Genomic DNA, 20,722 nt, shown 5'->3' on the forward strand with positions numbered 1-20,722 from the left:
AGCTTTATCTTAGTCTTAGAAAGACTGTGATAAACGAACGTAAGCTACGCGACCATAAGCATCATATAAATCGAAGTTATAGTTACGACCACCAAATGGGATTAACTGAGGCGCTTTTTCAAACACGTTTTGCGCACCAACAGAAATCTTAGTATTGGTAGGTAAGGTATAGCTAACTTGCATATCATGCGTTACCCATGTACCAACGTGGCCAGTACGAACAACTTGGCCTGGTTGACCTGGAACTTGATCGACATCTTCAAACTGTGAACCAATCATGTTGATGTTCCACGCGAAGTCTAAGTTCTCCCAAACGTAAACGTTTGATAATGAAGCACGTTGACGCGGATCGCCCGGATCTGTGATTGAGTTACGGCCACCATCGATTTCGCTGCTTAAACGGTGACTTAACTGTACTGTCTGCTTTAAACGACCAGCAGCACCGAAGTCAAAGTTAGTGTTTAAGTTGAAATCAACACCCGTTACAGCCCACTTACCTTCGTTAGCATAACCTTGAGTAATTAAGTCAATACCACCATTTGCTAAACGTGCTACACCTAAGCCAGCTGGGATTGGGTCACCTGATTGCTCACGAGTTAAAATCGTATCTGAACCGAAGAAACGGATCATGTTACTGATTTCAATATCGTAGTAATCAAGTGATAAGTTTAACCACTCTGTTGGCTGATAAGCCAAACCTAAAGAAAGTTGCTTAGATGTTTCTGAGCTAATTTCTGGGTTAGCAACAGTTAAAGCATTAACTTGGATATCACAACCTGCTTCTAAACCGAAGTTAATACATGATGGGTCATCTTGTACACTTGGATTATCAGGAGATGGCTTCTGAGTTAAAATATCTAACGTTGGCGCACGGAAACCTTCACCGTACGAACCACGGAATACTAAACCGTCCATTGGCTCATAACGTACTGATACTTTTGGCGAGAAATCACTACCATAATCAGAGTACTTATCGTAACGACCGGCTACTGAGAACTCTAAGCCATCCATTACTGGAATTAACGCTTCTACGAAACCACTCTTAAGGTTACGACCACCACCAGCACTGTTACCTGCTGAACCACCTACTTGGCCGGCTTCAGATAATGAGTCATAGGTATCTGAGTAATCTTCTTTACGGTATTCTGCACCGACGATCATTTGAATCGCGCCAGCGTCTGTATCCATAACGTCAAACGACGCTGAACCGAATACTTCTTCTTGATCGAAAGTACCGATACGTGAAGTCGTTACGTTTAAACCTTTTAATACGCCTTCATAAGCACTTCTATCTGCGTCAGTCGTGAAACGAGTACCAAACGGGTCGTTTAACATATAGTCGCCGCTATCAATAGCTTTACGCGCGTTAGAACCCATTAAGTAGTTACGACCAATTTCGTAAGTTTTGGTTTTGTTTTTACGCACACCAAAATCAACGATAACATCACCGATAGCACCTTCAGCACCGACTAAGAAGTCAGTTGACCAGTTATCAACTTCGCTATCACGGTTACCTAAGGCAGCAAAACGGTGACGGAATTGTACGTCACGGTTAGCACCGTTAGCCGCATCGTAGAATGGGCTATCAGGGTTAGTCGGGTTATTTGGGCTGCTTGCAGACATAAATGCCGCATCGCCAGCATCGTTTAACGATGGAGCATAACGACCAAATGACTTAGTTTTTGAAATTAATGTATGCGAGAAAACTTTCCAGTCATCATTAATATTGTATTCTGCTTTTAAGAAACCAGCTTGGTTACCGGTAGAAGCTTCGTTGGCGTTAGTAGCGTTAAAGTTATACGCACATAAGCCTGAACTTAGTGAGAAAAAGTTCTCTAAGTTGTCACATTCTGCTGCAGAAATAACTGACTTATAACCAGAATCAGTTAGCCAGTTAGCACCAAAGCTTGATGCGCCTGGCGATACCCAGTCATAGGCATTTTCATAAATGATGTCACGGCTGTTCCAAGAAACACCACCAACTACGCTTGAGTTGTCACTGCTTGAACCAAATACTGCTGAACCTTCTTCACGATCACCACCTTCGTTTGGAATGCTAACAGTTGATTTACCGATACGGAATTCAGCACCGTTAAAATCTTTACGAGTGATAATGTTGATTACACCGGCAATAGCGTCTGAACCGTATACCGCTGATGCACCATCAGACAGAATTTCAATACGTTCTACTGCAGCCATTGGGATGGCGTTTAAATCTTGCGAGCTACCAGTAGATGGTGACTTAGGTAAACGACGGCCATCAACTAAGATTAATGAACGTGAAGCACCTAAACCACGTAAGTTTACTTGCGAGATACCTTGAGCAGAACTACCAGATTGTGGACGGAAAGAACCTGATGAGTTGAAGGTAGTGTTACGGATTAAATCTGATACTGAAGTCTGACCTGAGAAATCAATCGCAGCGCGATCAATAACGGTAACAGGTACTGCGCCTTCAAGGTCAGTACGCTTAATGCGTGAACCCGTAACTTCGATACGTTCTACTTTTGCAGTTTCGTCTTGTTCTGCTGCATTTACAGATGCTGTAAATGCTGTGGCTGAAGCAGCGCCAAAAGCAATCGCTAAACGTACAGCTTTGCTTAATTTATTATTCGTATACATGTATTTCTCCCTGGACCACTATCGTTAGTTGTAGTGATTCTATTTTAAACAGTTACCAACCTTTTACGGCGTCTGGCACTCCGTTTACCTCGGAATTACTCCGATTTGTCGCACCTAGATAATAAACGCAAATTTTCAGCAGGGTCAACAGCTTTTATGGAACAATTTGCAATTTAAATTGTCGGCTGTTTATTCTGCTTAATTAGTAAGCATAAATGTACATAGGTTTTTTTTAAAAATATACTACCAGACAAACCATAACATTTATTAATCAATTAGTTAAGTGCATTTGTGATTTTAAAAAGTTAAAGCAGTAACACATTTTAACCTTTATCGTTACATTTACATGTAAATAAATCTTTACAGCTCATTTTAGCTGTTATATTAAACAATTGCTGAAAAAACAGTCTAAATTGGTTTTTTTATTTATTTTATAACTTTTTTAACTGTCGCTTTAGCCCGTAACTGGTTAAAGTAATCCATACATTACCTGTATATAAATACATGAGCCATGTTATCTGAACAATTAAAAATCCATATTAGACGCATTCATCAAAGCATAAAAACTGGCATGCCCAATTATCAACCCCGGCCGGCGCAGAATAAATTAATTGCTGAAATAGCGAATATTATTGCCGGTCAATATCATCGGCAAGAGCGTATAGGTTTAATTGAAGCAGGTACCGGAACTGGTAAATCGTTAGCCTATTTATTAGCCAGCATTCCCTATGCATTACAGCACAAGAAAACCGTGGTTATTGCTACGGCGACCGTCGCTTTACAAGAACAGCTAATCACTAAAGATTTACCTTTTTTTCAGCTGCACAGTAAATTAGCGTTTGACTATTCATTGGTAAAAGGTCGGCAGCGCTATGCCTGTATTGAGCGTTTAAAACAACAGATTAAACATCCTGAGTTGTTTGCCAAAGGCAAAAGCAACAATAGCTCTGCTCCAGAAGTAGCACCATGGCAACAACTATTACAGCAATGGCAACAACGACAGTGGTTGGGCGATAAAGATAGTTTAAGCATCACTATTCCCGAGCCACAGTGGGCAGACATTAATGCTGATGCGATGCATTGCAGCTCAAGTAACCGAGCCCATATTAACTGCCCGTTTCATTTAGCCCGCGCCGAGGCAGATACAGCGCAAGTATTAGTGGTTAATCATGCCCTACTTTTAGCTGACTTAGCCAACGGAAATGCTATTTTACCGCCACCAGAAGACTGTATTTATATTATTGATGAAGGCCATCACTTAGCCGAAACAGCCCGAGATTTTTTTGCCGCTAATGCGCCTATTAGCCATAACAATGTCTGGCTGGATAAAGCCGGCAAAACCATTCAACAATTAATTGCTTTGCTACCCGAAACTGAAATAAAAAGCTTACTGCGCTTAGATGACAGCTGTAACGAGCTAAGTGCTTTGCTTAAAACCATCGAGCGAGTGGCTACGCCCTTTAAATCTAGTTGGTTTGAAGGTAAGCCTTTATACCGATTTACTGAAGCCGCATTGCCAAAACTCATTCAGCAGCAAGCTGAGGAATTAGCCAGAGTGAGCAGTAAAGCTAAGTCTCAGTTAGAAAAAGTGCAACAGTTAGTGCCAGAACACATAACGTCGAACCAATTGGCGCTAAAGCCGCGTTTAACCCTATTGCAGGAGTTAAGCTTTTTGGGGCTGCAATTAGAGCAACAGCAAGCGTTGTGGCAGCTTTATGCAGTGCAGCCTAGCAGTAAAAGCAATACGGTTAATCAAGCGCGCTGGGTGGCGCTGGCAGAGCATAGCGATAAGTTAATCGCCCATGCTTGCCCGCTGGCAGTAGGGAATAAATTAGCCCAGCTGTTATTTGCCGAAGCTTATGCCGTTATTGTTTGTTCGGCGACGTTAACGGCACTGAACTCTTTTAACTATATAAAGTTTGATCTGGGCCTCCACGATTTTGAGGGCGTAAAAATAGTGCAGGTGGCATCGCCGTTTGCCTACGCTGAAAAAGGCATTATTATTATTCCAAAAATGCAAACAGAACCAACGGTGGCGGAGTTTACCGCGGAATTAATTAGCCAGTTGCCACATTATTTGCCTCAGCAACAAGCCAGTTTAGTGCTTTTTGCTTCTTATTGGCAGATGCAACAGGTGGCTACTGCACTGCGCGAGCAAGGCTTTTCGTTATTGGTGCAAGGTGAAGCGTCTAGACAAGCGTTATTGCAATTACATGGCAGCAATTGCCAACATAATAAAACCAGCATTTTATTTGGTACCCAAAGCTTTTCTGAAGGCTTAGATTTACCCGGTAACTTATTAACCAATTTAGTCATCACCAAGTTACCTTTTGCCGTTCCAACATCGCCATTAGAAGAAGCATTAGCCGAAGCCATTAGCAAAAAAGGGGGTAATGCCTTTACTCAATTGGCTATTCCGGCAACAGCGAAGAAGCTAGTACAAGCCTGTGGTAGACTGCTTAGACAAGAACAGGATCAAGGCCGTATAATCATCTTCGATCGCCGACTGGTCAATAAATCTTATGGTAGCGCTATGCTTAACGCGTTACCGCCGTTTCGGCGGCAAATAGAATACTAAAGCGGTGGTTTAATGTTTAGTTAGCGTTACTTACTTTCTTTAGTAACTGTTTAGCAACTGTATATAATAACTGTGTTTAGCAGTTGTATTTAGTAATAGTTAAACCATCACAAATCACAGGAAATCCTTAGTGTTACTAGACCTTGCCCTAGAGCCATCGTTGTTGCTGTTATTATGCAGTATTGCTTTTATAGCTGGTTATATTGATGCCATTGCCGGTGGCGGCGGTTTATTAACTATTCCGGCGTTATTAACCGCTGGCTTACCCGCCCACACCGCGCTAGGCACCAATAAACTGGCGGCAACCTTTGGCTCTTTTACGGCGTCTGTTACTTATTATCGTAAAAAATTGTTTGATATTAAATATTGGCGTCAGTGTATGTTTTTCACTGCCATAGGTGCCTTATTGGGCACTTTTGTGGTTGACCAAATAAGCACAGAAACGCTTGAGAAAATATTACCATTAATTATTTTATTAGCTGCCATCTACAGTGTATTTAATCGCATGCAACCTGACGACAAAATAACTTTGCCGGTCGCTACAAATAAAACCAAATGGCAACAACGCATTCAAGGTTTTAGCTTAGGTTTTTATGATGGTATTGCTGGGCCAGGTACGGGCGCATTTTGGATGGTATCTACCATGGCTATGTACCGCATAAATTTATTACTGACCTGCGGTGTAGCGCGCAGTATGAATTTTATTAGTAATGGCTTTTCATTAATGGCTTTTATTGCCCTAGGTCATGTTAACTTTGTACTGGGCATTGCCATGGGCCTATGTTTAATGCTTGGGGCTTGGTTGGGTGCCCATTCCGCCATCCGCTTTGGTAGTCGCTTTATTCGGCCAGTGTTTGTTACTGTGGTAGTACTAATAGCACTGCGCTTAGCTTGGCAAGCTTGGGGCTAGTTTAAGACTAGCTTAGGACTAACATTACGTAATGTAGGCCAGTGGAGATTAGCCATGCAATTAACAGAAGTACTTAACCAACAATTAATAAAGTTGCGCCAGCAAGCGGAAGCGGCTGATTTAAAACGCCCCTATGGCAAACCACAACATTGGTTTGATAGTGACTTATTTAGCTGTCGCTCTGCTAATTTGGCTGATTATGTGGCTGAAGCACAGCGCAACTTAAAGCATTTAACTGAAAAAACTAGCCTGTCTTTAATCGCTCAGCAACGCTTAGTGCAACGGCTTAGCGAGCAAACCACTGCCCTAACTCAAGCTTTTCGTAATCTTGGTTTACACCAACAAAGCTTTAAACGCCGCGCCGCGAAAAAAGTAGTAGAACAAATAACCCAATCTAGTCAGCAATTATACCAGCAGCTTAGCGAGTATCAGGGGTTTGAGCGCCGTTTATTAGATATGATTAGTATTGAAAGTCGAGGCTCTAGCCCAGAACAAATTCAGCGTAGCCTAGCCCTGCATCAGCGGCTAGGCCGTTGCCGCAAAGCCATTTCAGAGGTAGAGCAACAAATACAGCAATTTGAACGGCAAAATATGTAATGGCAGCGACCCACTTACCGGCTTTAGTGTATCACCCCTGCTATAGCGAGTTAGATTTACCGGAACGGCATCGTTATCCAATAACCAAGTATCGCGAGCTTTATCAGCAGCTGTTAAACCTTAATGTGCCAGCTAGTGCTTTTACTACGCCTAATGCTATTACAGCTGACCAATTGCAGTTAAGCCATAGCGCTGACTATATTGCTGCGCTGCAGCATGGCACTATTTGTCCTAAAGCCATGCGCCGCATTGGCTTTCCTTGGTCAGCAACTTTATTTTCCCGCTCGCTGCACTCATTAGGCGGTGGTTTAGCTACAGCTCAGTTGGCTATGCAGCATGGCATAGCTATCCACTTAACGGGCGGCTATCACCATGCCTTTGCCAATGCTGGCTCAGGTTTTTGTTTATTTAATGACTTAGTGTTTGCCGCGCAGTCAATGTTGCTGCAAGGTGTCGACAAAATACTGATTTTTGATTTAGATGTGCATCAAGGCGATGGCACGGCACACATGCTACAAAATGAGCAGCGGATCATTAGCAGCTCAATTCATTGTGAAAAAAACTTCCCGTCGCGTAAGCAGCTATCTGACTGGGATGTCGGGGTAAGTAAAGATTGTAGCGATAGCGAGTATTTAGCCACGGTGGCTGAAAGTTTAGATACGTTAATAAGACTGCATCAGCCAGAATTAGTTATTTATGATGCCGGCGTCGATTGCCACCAAGATGATGAATTAGGTTTACTCAATTTATCTAGCCAAACGATTTTTCAACGCGACTTATTAGTATTAAGCCGTTGTTATCAGCAGAATATTCCGGTCGCTGCTGTAATAGGTGGTGGCTACCAGCGCAATATAACTGCGCTGGTGCAATTGCATCTGCAATTATTTAAAGCCGCTTTTACCGTGACTGGCTCACTCTTGGCCAGCAAAATAAAAACCTAAGCCACGTTTAATTTCTTTTGGTAATGCCGGTAAATCAGACTTAGGTAATAAAAAGGTCGCCATATTAAACAAGTCGGTATAAATGCGATTCTTTTCTGTAGTCCGTTTTAAATAGTCATGGCCAGAAGAGCCGCCAGTGCCAATTTTAGTCCCTAACATTCGCTGCACCATCATCGCATGCTTATAACGCCAAATAGTCAGGTTTTCATCTATCTCGGTTAAGCAGGTTAACAGCTGGAACGGCAAGTTAAACATCGGTTCTTCTTGGTACAGCGTAATAAACAAAGCCGATAACATGGCTTTTTGACTTAAGCGAAACGTACCGTCTTGCTGTAACTGCTGGTATTTATCGGCATCTAACAGCGCAGCAAACTTTTCTGCAGTACGTTCAATTTCTTTTAACTGCATCTCGCGTTCGTGCTCAGCAATTTGTTCTATACCCTGCACCGTTGCTTTATCATCCGCTAACATAGTATCGGTGGCTTGCTGATACATTTGCCAAAAACTAAAGTTGTTTAATTGTAAAAAAGGCATCCGCTCTAGCCATTTTTCAATACGCTCAAATAAACTGGGCTCATCTTCTAAGTGCTTAAGAAAGTCCTGATCTTTTACATTGAGACGGCTATAAAAGGAGTTTTTATCAAAGTCGATACGAAAGCCACTTTTTAAGCCTAAGCCTATTTCCAACATTTTAAATTGAACACTTTGAAAACCCGACGCTGGCACCAGATAATCCCGAAACGACATAAAGTCTTGCGGAGTCATGGTTTCTATTACACCAATTTGGGTATTCAGTAACTTTTGAATGGTAATAATACGTTTTAATTTATGTACTATGCCGGTTAGCTGCTCGTCTTTTACTTCTGCATGGGCAAACTCAGCCATCACAGCTTTTAATTCATGCAAAATTTGTTTAAACCACAATTCATACACTTGATGGACAATGATAAACAAGGTTTCGTCATGGGCCTCAGCTGCATATTTAGCGCTTTCGGGTGCTTGGGCAGTAAGAAGTTTTTCTAACTGTAAGTAGTCACCGTAGTAACAAGGTGTGGTATTTTTTTGCATTATTATTGTCCGCTTAGTTGTTCGCTAACCTAGTGATAAGGCATTGTAACAAGCATTAAGCCGAACTCAATGTTTGTAGTGGTGTTTTAGACTAAAGCTGATTATGCTCTAGCCTTGATAAGACTGAATGAGGTTAAAATGAATCTGCACGATGATATCCATAATTATTATGAAAAAATGCTGTTAGATCACTTAGTAGAACTCGGCCTAGATAAAAGCCAAGATGCTGAATATTTAGCAGACTTATGCTGTATTAGTTTAAACCTTTTACCACCCCGCTATATTCGCTATGCCGTCGACATGGCTTTTTATTTACCGCAAAATGAACGTATTGAAATGGAAATAAAAGTAAAAGAGGCAGTGGCTCGCGGTCAAGAATTTTTGGCAACGCATGGTGAATAAATCACTGCAACAAGCGCCAGATCACATTCAATTAGCAGTAGATTTAATTCTATTGCTAGAACAAAACAATATTACGCCCAAAATTGTTTTGGCCGCTTTAGAGATCGTAAAACAAGATTACTTACAGAAATTGCCAGCCGAACCCTATGCAAAAATCATCGACTGAAGCAAAAGATGACATAATGTTAGCTATTTAATACCGTAAAATATATTAGTGTGTGACTTGAGTGAGCGCGCAAAAGTGATTAAACCTGTTATTATCGCTGGCACAGGCAGTAAAACTTATTGATGAAATTTCACTCTTTAGTTTGTAAATATTAAAACCATTTTTGTTGGCGAGAATTAATAATGTTTGTACTGATTTTTTGAATGCTTACCTTTCGACATTGCAATATTTCTAATACTTAAATAGCCTACTACGACTACCGCAATTATGGCGAAATCAAATAAAAGATAATACATTAAGTGTTCAAACCAATTAGCTTCATTTGTTGAAATATCCATTTTAAACATCCATAAATCTGTAATAAGTTGGGCTAATGACGTTAGTATAAATCGCGTAGATAGCGCCCCTGCGACTGTATTTGCTGATAACCATCCGAGCCAAGTGCATTAAGAAGTAAGCTATCTACAGCAGTCCCCATACCATCATAGCGACCACATACATATATCTGCCCATTTTCACCTAAGAAATCAGCAATTTGCAGCCACTTATCCCTCATTACATCTTGAACATAACAAGGAGTTACAGGATCACGTGAAAATGCATAATCTAGCTGCGTTAGTACGCCTGTCTGCTGCCAGTGTTTAAACTCTTGATAAAGCGTCTGTGCTGAGTCTACTTCGCGCTCTCCATAGATAAGCCATGTTTCGCCTGCGTTTACTCGATGTGTTCGCTGTGCTAAGTGGCCGCGAATACCCGCCAAACCACTGCCAGCACCAATCAGCAGTAGTGGCAATTGGTTGTTATTTATATGGCATAACACATTCTGTTCTAATTGCAACATAACAGAGTCCGTTAAAGCTAATTTTGAGGTTAGCCAATCAGAGCAAAATCCAGAAGTGCCATTATCATTTTGATGTTGCCGCACAATCAAACTCATCTCGCCATCATCAGGCACTGACGCCACTGAATAGCGACGCGGTATTGCTTTTAGATCATTATAGGGATAAATAACAACCAAATCGCCAGCTTGCCATTGCACTCCCTTTTGTTTACTAGATAAACGAAGATGAAATAAGCCAGTATCTAGTTCGTTGGTTAAGTTTACTCTCGCTTTTAGCTGCCAAAGTTGCACTGTATGTTGTGTCGGTTCTGGCTGACATTGATCTTGTTTATGTATTGGCGTATTTAACTTAGCCCCCAGCTTAGTCAGCTCATGATTAAGATCCTCAGCAAACTGACAAAACTTTGGATACCGACTATCACCTAGTGCTAACACTTCATAGTTAACATTGCTTAAAATACCGTTATTTGCATTATGTTTACCACCTCGATTAACCGAGGTGGTTTTATTTAACGCTAGCAAATCACGATAAAAGCGACGACCATTATCTGGGGGTTCGCCATCGCCGTATGTACTGACAACAAATACGACTTTTTGAAACTGAGCTAACTGAGTTGGTATCAGTTCAGACAATGCCATTAAGCTAGCTATCTTTGGCCCACCCAATGCCTGTTGCTGTTGTAACGCCAGCGTCCGAGCTAACCCAGTTTGGCTGGCGTAAGCAATGAGTATTGACACCGACAGTTGCCCATTAACCGGCTGGCGCTGACGATAACGCCACAGCACGCTCAATGTCCAGCTTAACCAAATAAAACCAAGTAGTATTGCTAGCAATGTCATTACAGAGGTAATACTTCAAACGTTGCTGAATAATTACCTTGGCGAACTGTTGCTGGCTTAGCTACTTTATCATCACTATAGCTGGCCTCTAAAAAGTACATACCTGCATGCGGCCAAGTGATGTTTAACTCGCCTTGTTGGTTAGCCATGATTTTAATCGTCTGTTGCGTATTACGATAACGCATACCACCTGGCACAACTTCGATTTCTGCCCCAGCTGCCGGCTGTCCATCAAACAATAATTTAAAGGTAGCGGTTTCGGTGGCATATAAATCGTTCGGATGCGTTACGGGTATTAGCTCTAAACCTTGGTTAGTAGGTTGCAGTGCAGCTTTGCTAGGCGAACCAACCGTTACAAAGGTTTCAACACGGCGCCAACTTCTGGAGACTATCAAATCAGTGGCTTTAATAGGAACGGCTGTAGCAAATTCAGACTCATTGGCTTGCTGCCCCCTTGCCGGCCACATTTTGCGCTTACCGTCAGCATCGCGCCACACTGCACGTAATCCACCTGAAGATGTCGCAATTTTGTAGGTACCTTGAGTTTTAAGCTCGATGTCAAACACGCTGCGATAACGGCCCTTCGCAGCATTGATAATATCAACTTTGTCACCTGTAGGACCTATTACTTGCATACCGTCTAACGACATAGCGACATGATCTGGATGAAATAACGTATTAGAGATAGCAGCATCTACCGTTACTGTAGCTTCTTCACCCGACAACACTGTTGCACTAGGCTGTATCCATGCGCGGTGAGCACTCACTGGTGTTGAAATCAATACTACTGCAGCTGCTACTAATATAAATTTTAAATGCATTGTCTTACTCCTTAAAAATAATAACGAAATTAAAAATGTAAGCGAATTAATTCAATCTCAGCTTTACCCGCTATTTCCGCAGGTAACGACTGTTCAGTTAACGGTAATTGTATTGGCAGTTGCAGCAGTTCACGCCCACCAACTTCGCGCGCAGCTTCAACCATAATGCGGTACTTGCCAGCAGGTAGCTTTGATAAAACGGCAGATAACTGAGCTTGAATTATATGTTGACCAGGTCCTTTGGTCGCACCGCTAAGCCCATCAACAGGCATACTCAGTTCGCGACCACCGCGACGCCACCACTGACGAAGATCTTTTAACCATTCTTGTCCCTTGTTATTAGATAACGCGGTGTCATACCACACTGCAATATGGGTTATTTTACGCTGCTCATCTTCAATCCAAACAGCGACATAGGGCGCATGGTATTCAGCCACATTTAATCGCGGCAAAGTTACCGTTAAATTTATTTCTGATGCACTAAGCTTATGGCTGCTAAATATGCTTATCACTAACGTTAATGCCATAACTATCCAACTCATGTAATGCTCCTCGTTATTAAATAAATACCAGTATTATTACTATCGGTACTAATGCCCCTAAGGCGATTATTGGCCATGTCATAGGCCGATGTGGGCCTTGTCTGAATAACAAAATTAAACCAGTGCTACAAAAAATTACACAAAACAGAGCGAAAATATCTATAAACCAAAACCAAACGACTCCTGCATCGCGGCCTTTGTGCAAGTCATTAAAATAGGCCACCCAACCACGATCCGCGCGTTCATAACTAAAATGCGCCAGCTGAGTATCAATAGCCAGCCACGCATCCGCTCCAGGTTTAGGCATGGCAATATAAAACTCTATGCCATCCCATTGCCCTAGTTCGTGTCCGGTAATATTCACACCATAATTGTTAAGATAACTGCGCAGCGTTGCTGGCAACATTATCTCACCAGCAGGCAACGGCCGAAGCACTTCAAGCTCCGACTCTGGTATCTCAGCTTCAATGCTGATTACCTGAGTATTACCACGGATATCAGCAGCGTGATTTAAGGTAATGCCAGTAACAGCAAACATCAGCATGCCTACCAGCGTCACTGCTGCACTTACCCAGTGCCATTGCCTAACCGAGCCAATAGATAGGTGCATTAGAAACTTACCGTCATGCCAATCCATAAATTACGTGATTTATCTTTAACGTTATAGTCGTCAGTAAACAGAACTTCGCTAACGGCGCCGCGGCCGGTTACGTAGTCGTATTCACCATCATTATTTAAATCGGTGTAAGTAGTTGAGTAAGAAGTGAAGTCACGATCAAGTAGATTATTTATGCGAAAGTCAAAACGGATAAATTCACTGTGTTCATAGCTGGCACCAAGGTTAAGCAGGCTATAATTTTTATAATACAGCGCTTTATTTATTATGCTGTCGTAACCACGGTATCGATCAGAACGCAGCTCTCCTTGCAAATATACCGTTAGGGTGTCAGTCATAGCCCAGTACGCACGAATATTTGCCATGTGCTCAGCAGTATTGGTTAGGGGTTGTCCTGCTTGCGCGCCACTTTTCTGTTCACTGTCGGTCCAAGTATAATTACCCTGTAAAGACAATTTTGGCGTAAATTGATAACGACCTGCGATTTCTACGCCTTGAATATCAACTTCATCAATATTTATTTTCTGACTGTAAGTTTGGTACCCTAACTGATCATATTCGCCTAAATTTACGCAAGGCCGAACACCTTGAGTTTGGGTGCAGCTTTGGATCGTATCACCACTAGCAATTTTGTCATCAAACCGGGTTTTAAAATACGTAATGTTAAAGTTGTGGCCGCTATCTGCAGCGTTCCAATACAGGGCAATTTCAGAATTCACACTGGTTTCTGGCTGAAGTTCAGGATTACCCGCAAACGGGCTTGTCCCTTGGCCACCAAAACCAGTAATTCCGTCATATAAATCAGTAGTATTCGGAGTTTTGTAACCCGTACTCACGCCTCCTTTTAATGTCCAGTCAGCATTAATGCTATATACAGCGTACAATCGTGGCGAAACCTGACTACCAAAAGTATCGTGGTTGTCGTACCTAACCCCTGCGGTCAGAGTAAAGTCTTCGTTCATCATCCAGTTATCTTCGACATACAACGAATACATTTTTTGCCGCTGCTTTTTGCCCGTGGTGCCGGTTTCTAAACCAAATACCCCATCAATTAATTCACCGTGTATCAGTTGACCACCCACTACAAAATTATGATAGCCCGCCGCTTCTAAAGGTATATCAAGTCGCGCATCTAACGTGTACTGCTTACTTTCAAGTGGTCTTGCTGGACGTGGTAAAAAGGTTTCTTCAGCTAGATTACGGCGGGCTTCTTCAGTTAAACCGGCATACTCACCCGTGCCGTCATACATTTCCTGTAATAATAAGCGTTCAGCCACGCTAAGCGGTATGGTACGGCCATTGTTAGCAGTATCTACATAGGACAGAGCAATCATACTAGAACCAAAGCCCCATTGTGCATCGTGTGCCAATGACCACCAATTACGATCAAATTCTTGATCTGCAGCATAACCTGTGCGGGGATTAACTTTACCCCGACTATCTTGCCAAAGTGCCTCAATACTGTCTTTAGTGCCTAATGGATAAATAATACTATCATTTTCAATGTCATAGCTTGGCGTATTATCGTAAACTTGATTTGAAGAGTCGTAATCGAACTTTAAGCGTTGATTATCAGCCGGTGTCCACGACAGCGAAAAACCAACATGCTTGTCATTATTATCCACGGTACGTCCACCGCTACCAAAACCGAGTTCTCGCACTATTACATTGCCATTAGGATCAATTGCAGGTGCAAATGTCGGTGAAGACGCTTGTTGGTCATAAAGACTGCCACGCAGTCCCAAGCTTAATACATTATCAATTAACGGCCCCATGACTGAAATTTCCGTGGTGAAGTCGTCACCAAACTCATCATCAGACTGCACACTTCTGCCCATGCTTACTTCACCGCTCCAGCCTGCAGTATGCTTTTTGGTAATAATATTAATAACACCGCCAAGTGCATCTGCGCCATACAGCGTTGAAGCTGGCCCACGAATAACTTCGATGCGATCAATACTGGCTAATGGCGGGACATGGTTAAAAGCGTTACCTCCAAAATTATTTGGGTAAATATCGCCATGGTTATTCTGGCGACGGCCGTCGATAAGAAGCAAGGTGTATTCACCGGTAAGACCACGCATGCTTACAGAACCTTGGCCTGTCTTATCACGGGTAGTGCCAATATCAACGCCCTCTTGATACTTCACTGCATCTAGTAAACTTGTAAATGAACTTTGGCGAATTTCTTCTTGGGTAATAACCGAGATACTTGCAGGTGCCTCTGTCAATTTTTGCTCAAAACCTGACGCTGTAACTACAATGCGCTCAATACCGTCTGGAGTGTAAGCCACATCAGCTAAATCGGCGTTAGCTTGCGCAGCTAAAGTTAAACCTATTAATAAAGACAGCTTTGTTGGCACTGCATGTTTCATTTTTTTCGTCCTTTAATGTCTATGGGTAATACTGCTAAATATTCAAACACATACTAAACGATGAAACACCTACACGTCAACGCAAATGATAACTACTCGCATTAGTATTTGCATTAATAGCTCTACTGCAGTTCAGCTGTTTAAAACGCGGACACGAAAGTTTTCCTCAGCTGTATTACTCTGTGGTTACATTTCAATGTATTTTGGGGAGCTTTATAAATAAGTAACTATAAAATCAGGGGTGTAATACAATTTTCAAACAGGTACTTAAACCCTAATGGTTGGGTTTCAAATACGACTATTATTTTGGGCATTAAAAATGAAAGCAGGCATTAAACTCTAATAACGACGCAACAAACAAGTAGATTTATTTTTGACTAACAAATTCATGAAGGTTTTACGCGGGAATGTGTGAGCTTCACACAACAAATTGTCAGTAAACCATTAGGTTAAAAGTAGTCTATGCCAATTTATACTACCCGTTTATGGCATCTTTTAGTTCAAATATGTCAACTTATACTATCAAAAGATAGATAAAGCAGATTTTGGGTGGCAACCCCAGCAGCCACATCCCGGCACATACATCATAAACTGTGGCTGCTCCCTTCCGGGCCTGACCAGGTTCGCTTACTAGTATTGCGAGAGGACCAATGGGGTTACCATTGACAGTTGAATAATCAACTGGCGCGCATTATGCGCAAAACTTACGGTGCTTGCAAGCCTAGTAAGGCCTATTGCTGCAGTTCTGTACGATATTGACGTAAAACTGCTTTTAAACGCTTTTGATTCTCAGGGCCCATGCGTAACATCATTTTTTGCGGTGCTGGCAGAGCTTCTAATCTGGCATCGGCGAACTTATACATTACAGATGGCCGATCCAGTGTTATTGGGTAATCCACTTCAGGTGTTTGTAACAACACATCTATAGCACTAACAACCCGCTGTTTAAAAGAATCATCTGGATAGCCTAACTCTTTAAATGCTTGTTCTGCTAAGGGTTCAAAACGCTGCAATGTCACTAACATTTCAGCTGCTGAGATGCTTTCTAAAAGCGCAACATAAGGCTCATAACGACTAAAGTTAGCATCTTCTAACTGGTAGGGTGGATTTTTACCACCAATAAAGCGCTGATCTATGGGCTGTAATACATTATGACCTTTTACCAATTGGCCATGAGCAATATTGTCTACTTGCACCACAAAATTCCGGACCATTTGATCGGTAACGATTAATGATGCCAAACCCGGTTGCCAATCTAGATTAAGTAACGTCTGCTTAATTTCAGGATCAGATTCATCTAATGTCGGTAAGGGCGTTTCAACAACCTCTACAACATCTTCTGGCTCAGCCGGTAAATCGGTTGTAAACTCTGACTCAGGAGTAGTGACGGTTTCTACTGGCGCAGTTATCACCGGTGGTGCTGTTTCAGTTGCTATCGGTTGTTCTGGCTCTATAACCTTGGCATCCGGTTTAAATAAAAACCAGAGCGCCAGCAATAACACTACGACAACGGCAGCAATAGCAAAATAATATTTTTGTTGACCTGTGGTACTGGTGTCTGTTGTCATAATTACCTCGTTAATAATCTGCTGTTGCTCGACAAATAGGCATTGCAATCTGTATTAGATCTAGCAATATACTATTAATGAGCCTGTTATAGGGAAAAAGTTCAACTTGGTTACGCCGAAAATAACACCTAATAATGACACGCAAAAAAATGCGTCACAAACTGCCTTGCTTTTAGCAGGAGGCGGTGCCAGAGCAGCGTATCAGGTCGGCGTGCTTAAAGCTATTGCCCAACATTACCCTCGAAATAGTGCGATACCTTTTAAAATTATTAGTGGCACGTCTGCCGGTGCAATTAATGGTGCCGCGATGGCCAGCTATGCGTCGTGCTTCCACCTTGGTGTCAAAAAGCTAGAGTGGATATGGCGCAACTTTTCTACCCATCAAGTTTACTATGCGGATTATATTCGGGTGTTTCGACATATATTTCGCAGTGTTTTTAGTGGTTTTCAAGCTGATTATGCCAATAAAACCCCAGTCAGTTTATTTGATAGTAAACCCTTACGCTTAATGTTAGCTAAGATTTTAGATTTACAAAGGATAGATCGCAATATTATGGGCGGCTATTTATCTAGCGTGTCGGTTACCGCCTCTTGTTATAATAACGGCGACTCCATTACTTTCTTCCAATCTAAAGATGCCCAAGAGTGGCGTCGGGCAAAACGTGCGGGCCAACGAACCTTATTAGGCGTACATCATTTAATGGCCTCTGCGGCTATTCCGCTAGTGTTCCCCTCAGTGCGTATTCACCAACAATATTTTGGTGATGGCTCGGTCAATCAGTTAGCACCATTAAGTGCGCCTATTCATCTAGGTGCTGATAAAATTATGATTATTGGTCTAGCGGACCCACGTAGTCATGATTCTAGCCAACGTATGATGCACCATCCTGATCTTGCTACTATAGCAGGCCATTTGTTAGATACTGTATTCACGGATACCCTTAATTCAGATTTAGAACGCCTGCAACGAATTAACAGCACTATTGCTGTTTTAGAACAACACACTATTGCTTCACCGTTAAAGAAAATTGACACCTTGTTGATTAATCCCAGCCAAAACTTTAGCCAAATTGCCAGTGAGCATTATTTAGCGCTGCCGTTAGCGGTACGTACTATTTTGCGCTTAACCGGTACACGCCAGCATTCTGAATCCAGTTTAGCCAGTTATTTATTGTTTGAGAAAAGTTATACCCGACGCTTAATTGAATTAGGTGTCGAAGATGCTAATCAACAAATGCCACAAATATTAAAATTTTTAAAAAGTTAATATTGGCGTCAAACCTTTGGCTGTTTTAATGCTTTTTAGCTGTAAACCGTGTTTTAGTTAAATATAACAACCCTTTAATTATGGCCTAATGTTTGCATTAGTCCATGTAAGAACGATAATTTATAAAGGGTTTAATCATGGAATATGCTTTGCTACAGGATAATGGCGGCAGTAATGCCCCCAGTTATGCCGCTATAACAAAGCTAGAACATTGGCCTGAGCAGCCGCAAGGTCGCGAACAAAGCTTAGTCAGTCAATTACAAACTACCTTAGAAATACAGCAACAACTTAATATTGTCTCGATGGCGGCCGGCAAGCTTTTGCCTTTGGCTTGGCTGCAGGTGCATACTGCGGTGGGTGATTTTATCGCTAGCGGCTCAAAAGCGGCGATTTATGAACATCGCAGTATGTTGATTTTGAATCAGCAATGCTTAGCCGAGTTAGTGTATCAAAGCGATAGTGCTTTTACGCCAATGTTACAGCGTGAGTTACTGCAATTAGAAACTGAGTGGTTATTTGCGTTGCGTAATGCCTTAGTGGTCAGTCGCTTACAGCAAATGGCTTTAAAAGACACTTTAACGGGCTTAGGTAACCGTCGCTTTTTTGACGATAGCTTAAATAAAGCAGTGCAATTGGCAAAACGGTATGATGATAGCTGTGGTTTAATGTTATTAGATTTAGATAATTTTAAACAAGTTAATGATATTGCTGGCCATAGTACGGGTGATGAGTTGTTAATTGCGGTCGCTAACACTATGCGCGATACCTTACGTATCACTGATAGCGTATTTCGCTTTGGTGGCGATGAGTTTGCTATTTTGTTATCTGCTGCTGATACCGCCAGTGCTGAGCTTATTGCCCGGCGCTTATTAAAAACCATTAACCAAATTGCCTTGTGTCAGAAGTATCAAGTTACCGTCAGTATTGGCTTAGCTTTGCTGCAGCCGGATCAAAGCTTAGCGCAATTATTTACCGCAGCAGATCAGGCGTTATACCAAGCCAAAAATGCCGGTAAAAGTAAACTGCGCATCGCACTTTAAGCTTATTTTTGTTCAGCCGCTGTTGGCGACCAACGTAACCAGTATTTAGCCTGTTGCGTTGGTATGGCTGAAGCATAGCCTACTACCGCAATCAGCTGCTGTTGCTGGTTCAATAGTAATGGCACCCGTAAACGCTGCCAAGGCGGTACTTGCCATAACTTAAACCATTGCTTTAATGGCTTGTGTTGGCTGGCTGTGGCCGGTTTAAACGATAAACTAAGCTTACCAAAGACAATACTGGCATTTGCATCTACTAACGGTAGGGCTTCGCTTGGCGCCATTAGTGTTGCCGTTACCTGTTCAGTTTCGGCTGCTGAAGCCATAAAATGCAATTGGCCCAAATCATCGGGTAGCAATAACTGTGATTCACCCTGCCACGCTAATTGGTAGTTTGGCTTAGCAATCGTTACTGGCGCCACTTTATACAACTTATCGGCAAAACGTCGGATTTTATACCCTTCTAACATCAGCATAGGGCTGCTATCGACCCGTGCTTGGATAACTGTTTGGTATAAGGTGTCTAACCATTGTACTGATGGATTAAGCCCACTAGCGGCTAACCAGCGCCGGATCAGTAAATCTTGCTGTAGCGGCACATATTGCGCTAACGCTGCTAATTGTAAGCAGTCATCAAGCACTACATTGGCATAAAACTGCTCGGTATAATGATCGGCCAACTGCTGCATATTAGCCACTATTTGCATACTACGACTGGCCGTTTTGGCAAAGTGCGGCCAGCGTTCACGTAATAAGGGTGCCACTTGATGACGAATAAAATTGCGCTCATATTGGGTGTCGGCATTGCTTTCATCATCCACCCAGTTTAATTGCTGCTCGGTAGCATACTGTTGCAATTGGGCTTGGCTAAAGGCGAGTAATGGCCGTAATATCTGCCCTGCTGCAAAAGTTTTGGTTGCGGCTATACCGCTTAATCCGGCTGGGCCTGCTCCACGCTTTAAGGCTAATAATAACGTTTCTATTTGATCATCAGCATGATGCGCGGTTAGCAACACATGTTTATCTGACTGAATAAAGTTGCTTAGTGCTGCATAGCGAGCTTGTCGGGCACGGGCCTCTAAATTATGCCGCCCCTCAAGATTAAGACTGACTGCTGTAAACTCAACTTGGCGCTGGGCACATTGCTGCTGACAAAATTCTGCCCATGCTGCTGCGTTGGCGCTTAAACCGTGATTAATATACACCGCTTGCAAGTTAAAGCCACACAGTTGCCGCGCTTTAGCCAGCAAATCTAGCAGTACCATAGAATCTAAGCCACCACTGAGCGCTAACACCACTTGGTGCTCAGCTTGCAGTGTTTGCTGTTGCTCAGAGCCTTGCTGTAGCCCTTGTTGTAGTAATTGGTCTAATAAAACTTCTGCGCTTAGTGTACTCATACTCACTCAGTCTTTGGCTTCCGTAGTAAAAACAGGCTAGATAGTCCAGAGCGTAATATCCCAGATATATAACAAAAAGCCAGCACTTAGGTGCTGGCTTAATTTAGTAGTTGTTATCTATTAATAATTAACGA

At 42.3% G+C, this 20,722-nt stretch carries 17 protein-coding genes and 1 other RNA gene; 8 read left to right on the plus strand and 10 right to left on the minus strand.

Going from position 1 to position 20,722, the window contains the following annotated elements:
• Nucleotides 1–15 precede the first annotated feature (15 nt).
• Nucleotides 16–2,622 (minus strand): TonB-dependent receptor plug domain-containing protein, encoded by a 2,607-nt coding sequence (locus tag BI198_RS13970; protein ID WP_070050101.1) that lies wholly within the window; start codon nt 2,620–2,622, stop codon nt 16–18.
• Between the two features lie 511 nt (nt 2,623–3,133).
• Between BI198_RS13970 and dinG the strand changes: the two genes are divergently transcribed.
• The 4 genes from dinG (at nt 3,134) to BI198_RS13990 (ending at nt 7,648) form a co-directional block, all read left to right on the plus strand.
• Nucleotides 3,134–5,200 carry an ATP-dependent DNA helicase DinG gene (dinG, locus tag BI198_RS13975; protein WP_070050102.1) on the plus strand — a complete coding sequence of 689 codons (2,067 nt, stop codon included), beginning with the start codon at nt 3,134–3,136 and terminating at the stop codon, nt 5,198–5,200.
• A gap of 130 nt (nt 5,201–5,330) precedes the next feature.
• A complete protein-coding gene (locus tag BI198_RS13980; protein ID WP_070050103.1) occupies nt 5,331–6,110 on the plus strand; it encodes a sulfite exporter TauE/SafE family protein in 780 nt (259 codons plus the stop codon).
• 54 nt (nt 6,111–6,164) lie between these two features.
• Entirely contained in the window at nt 6,165–6,707 is a 543-nt protein-coding gene (gene priC, locus BI198_RS13985) for a primosomal replication protein PriC (RefSeq protein ID WP_070050104.1), read from the plus strand.
• Entirely contained in the window at nt 6,707–7,648 is a 942-nt protein-coding gene (locus BI198_RS13990) for a histone deacetylase family protein (RefSeq protein ID WP_070050105.1), read from the plus strand. The genes priC and BI198_RS13990 overlap by 1 nt, the downstream gene beginning before the upstream one ends.
• Here the strand turns inward: BI198_RS13990 and BI198_RS13995 are convergent.
• Nucleotides 7,619–8,716, minus strand: a complete 1,098-nt coding sequence (locus tag BI198_RS13995; protein ID WP_070050106.1) for a tryptophan 2,3-dioxygenase family protein — start codon at nt 8,714–8,716, stop codon at nt 7,619–7,621. The genes BI198_RS13990 and BI198_RS13995 overlap by 30 nt on opposite strands.
• A 138-nt stretch (nt 8,717–8,854) precedes the next feature.
• Here BI198_RS13995 and BI198_RS14000 point away from each other — a divergent pair, with 138 nt between their 5' ends.
• Together BI198_RS14000 and rsmS are read left to right on the plus strand one after the other, a co-directional pair.
• Nucleotides 8,855–9,118: a late competence development ComFB family protein gene (locus BI198_RS14000; RefSeq protein WP_070050107.1), complete on the plus strand. Its 264-nt coding sequence runs from the start codon at nt 8,855–8,857 to the stop codon at nt 9,116–9,118.
• On the plus strand, nt 9,108–9,284 hold the full coding sequence (gene rsmS / locus BI198_RS14005) for a pleiotropic regulatory protein RsmS (protein WP_070050108.1): 177 nt from the start codon (nt 9,108–9,110) through the stop codon (nt 9,282–9,284). Before BI198_RS14000 ends, rsmS begins: the two co-directional genes overlap by 11 nt.
• Before the next feature lie 379 nt (nt 9,285–9,663).
• Here rsmS and BI198_RS14010 read toward each other — a convergent pair whose 3' ends face one another.
• The 7 genes from BI198_RS14010 to BI198_RS14040 all read right to left on the minus strand — a co-directional run bounded on the left by BI198_RS14010 (nt 9,664) and on the right by BI198_RS14040 (nt 16,887).
• On the minus strand, nt 9,664–10,965 hold the full coding sequence (locus tag BI198_RS14010) for an NADPH cytochrome P450 oxidoreductase family protein (protein WP_070050109.1): 1,302 nt from the start codon (nt 10,963–10,965) through the stop codon (nt 9,664–9,666).
• Nucleotides 10,965–11,786 carry a DUF4198 domain-containing protein gene (locus BI198_RS14015; protein ID WP_070050110.1) on the minus strand — a complete coding sequence of 274 codons (822 nt, stop codon included), beginning with the start codon at nt 11,784–11,786 and terminating at the stop codon, nt 10,965–10,967. Before BI198_RS14015 ends, BI198_RS14010 begins: the two co-directional genes overlap by 1 nt.
• 29 nt (nt 11,787–11,815) lie before the next feature.
• Complete coding sequence (locus BI198_RS14020; protein WP_141728889.1) at nt 11,816–12,328, minus strand: DUF2271 domain-containing protein; 513 nt, start codon at nt 12,326–12,328, stop codon at nt 11,816–11,818.
• 16 nt (nt 12,329–12,344) lie between these two features.
• The gene (locus BI198_RS14025) at nt 12,345–12,938 is read right to left on the minus strand and encodes a PepSY-associated TM helix domain-containing protein (protein ID WP_070050111.1); all 594 of its coding nucleotides are present in this window, start codon (nt 12,936–12,938) and stop codon (nt 12,345–12,347) included.
• Complete coding sequence (locus BI198_RS14030) at nt 12,938–15,319, minus strand: TonB-dependent receptor domain-containing protein (RefSeq protein WP_070050112.1); 2,382 nt, start codon at nt 15,317–15,319, stop codon at nt 12,938–12,940. Before BI198_RS14030 ends, BI198_RS14025 begins: the two co-directional genes overlap by 1 nt.
• A 556-nt stretch (nt 15,320–15,875) precedes the next feature.
• Nucleotides 15,876–15,972: signal recognition particle sRNA small type (gene ffs, locus BI198_RS14035), an RNA gene on the minus strand.
• Nucleotides 15,973–16,050: 78 nt separating this feature from the next.
• Complete coding sequence (locus BI198_RS14040; protein ID WP_070050113.1) at nt 16,051–16,887, minus strand: DUF3014 domain-containing protein; 837 nt, start codon at nt 16,885–16,887, stop codon at nt 16,051–16,053.
• 106 nt (nt 16,888–16,993) lie between these two features.
• Here BI198_RS14040 and BI198_RS14045 point away from each other — a divergent pair, with 106 nt between their 5' ends.
• Together BI198_RS14045 and BI198_RS14050 are read left to right on the plus strand one after the other, a co-directional pair.
• On the plus strand, nt 16,994–18,154 hold the full coding sequence (locus tag BI198_RS14045; RefSeq protein ID WP_235605348.1) for a patatin-like phospholipase family protein: 1,161 nt from the start codon (nt 16,994–16,996) through the stop codon (nt 18,152–18,154).
• 137 nt (nt 18,155–18,291) lie between these two features.
• Nucleotides 18,292–19,194, plus strand: coding sequence for a GGDEF domain-containing protein (locus tag BI198_RS14050; protein ID WP_070050114.1), 903 nt, complete (start codon nt 18,292–18,294; stop codon nt 19,192–19,194).
• Between the two features lie 2 nt (nt 19,195–19,196).
• Here BI198_RS14050 and tilS read toward each other — a convergent pair whose 3' ends face one another.
• A complete protein-coding gene (gene tilS / locus BI198_RS14055; RefSeq protein WP_070050115.1) occupies nt 19,197–20,588 on the minus strand; it encodes a tRNA lysidine(34) synthetase TilS in 1,392 nt (463 codons plus the stop codon).
• Between the last annotated feature and the right edge of the window lie 134 nt (nt 20,589–20,722).

Origin of the sequence: Rheinheimera salexigens (assembly GCF_001752395.1) — a bacterium.
GTDB lineage: Bacteria > Pseudomonadota > Gammaproteobacteria > Enterobacterales > Alteromonadaceae > Alishewanella > Alishewanella salexigens.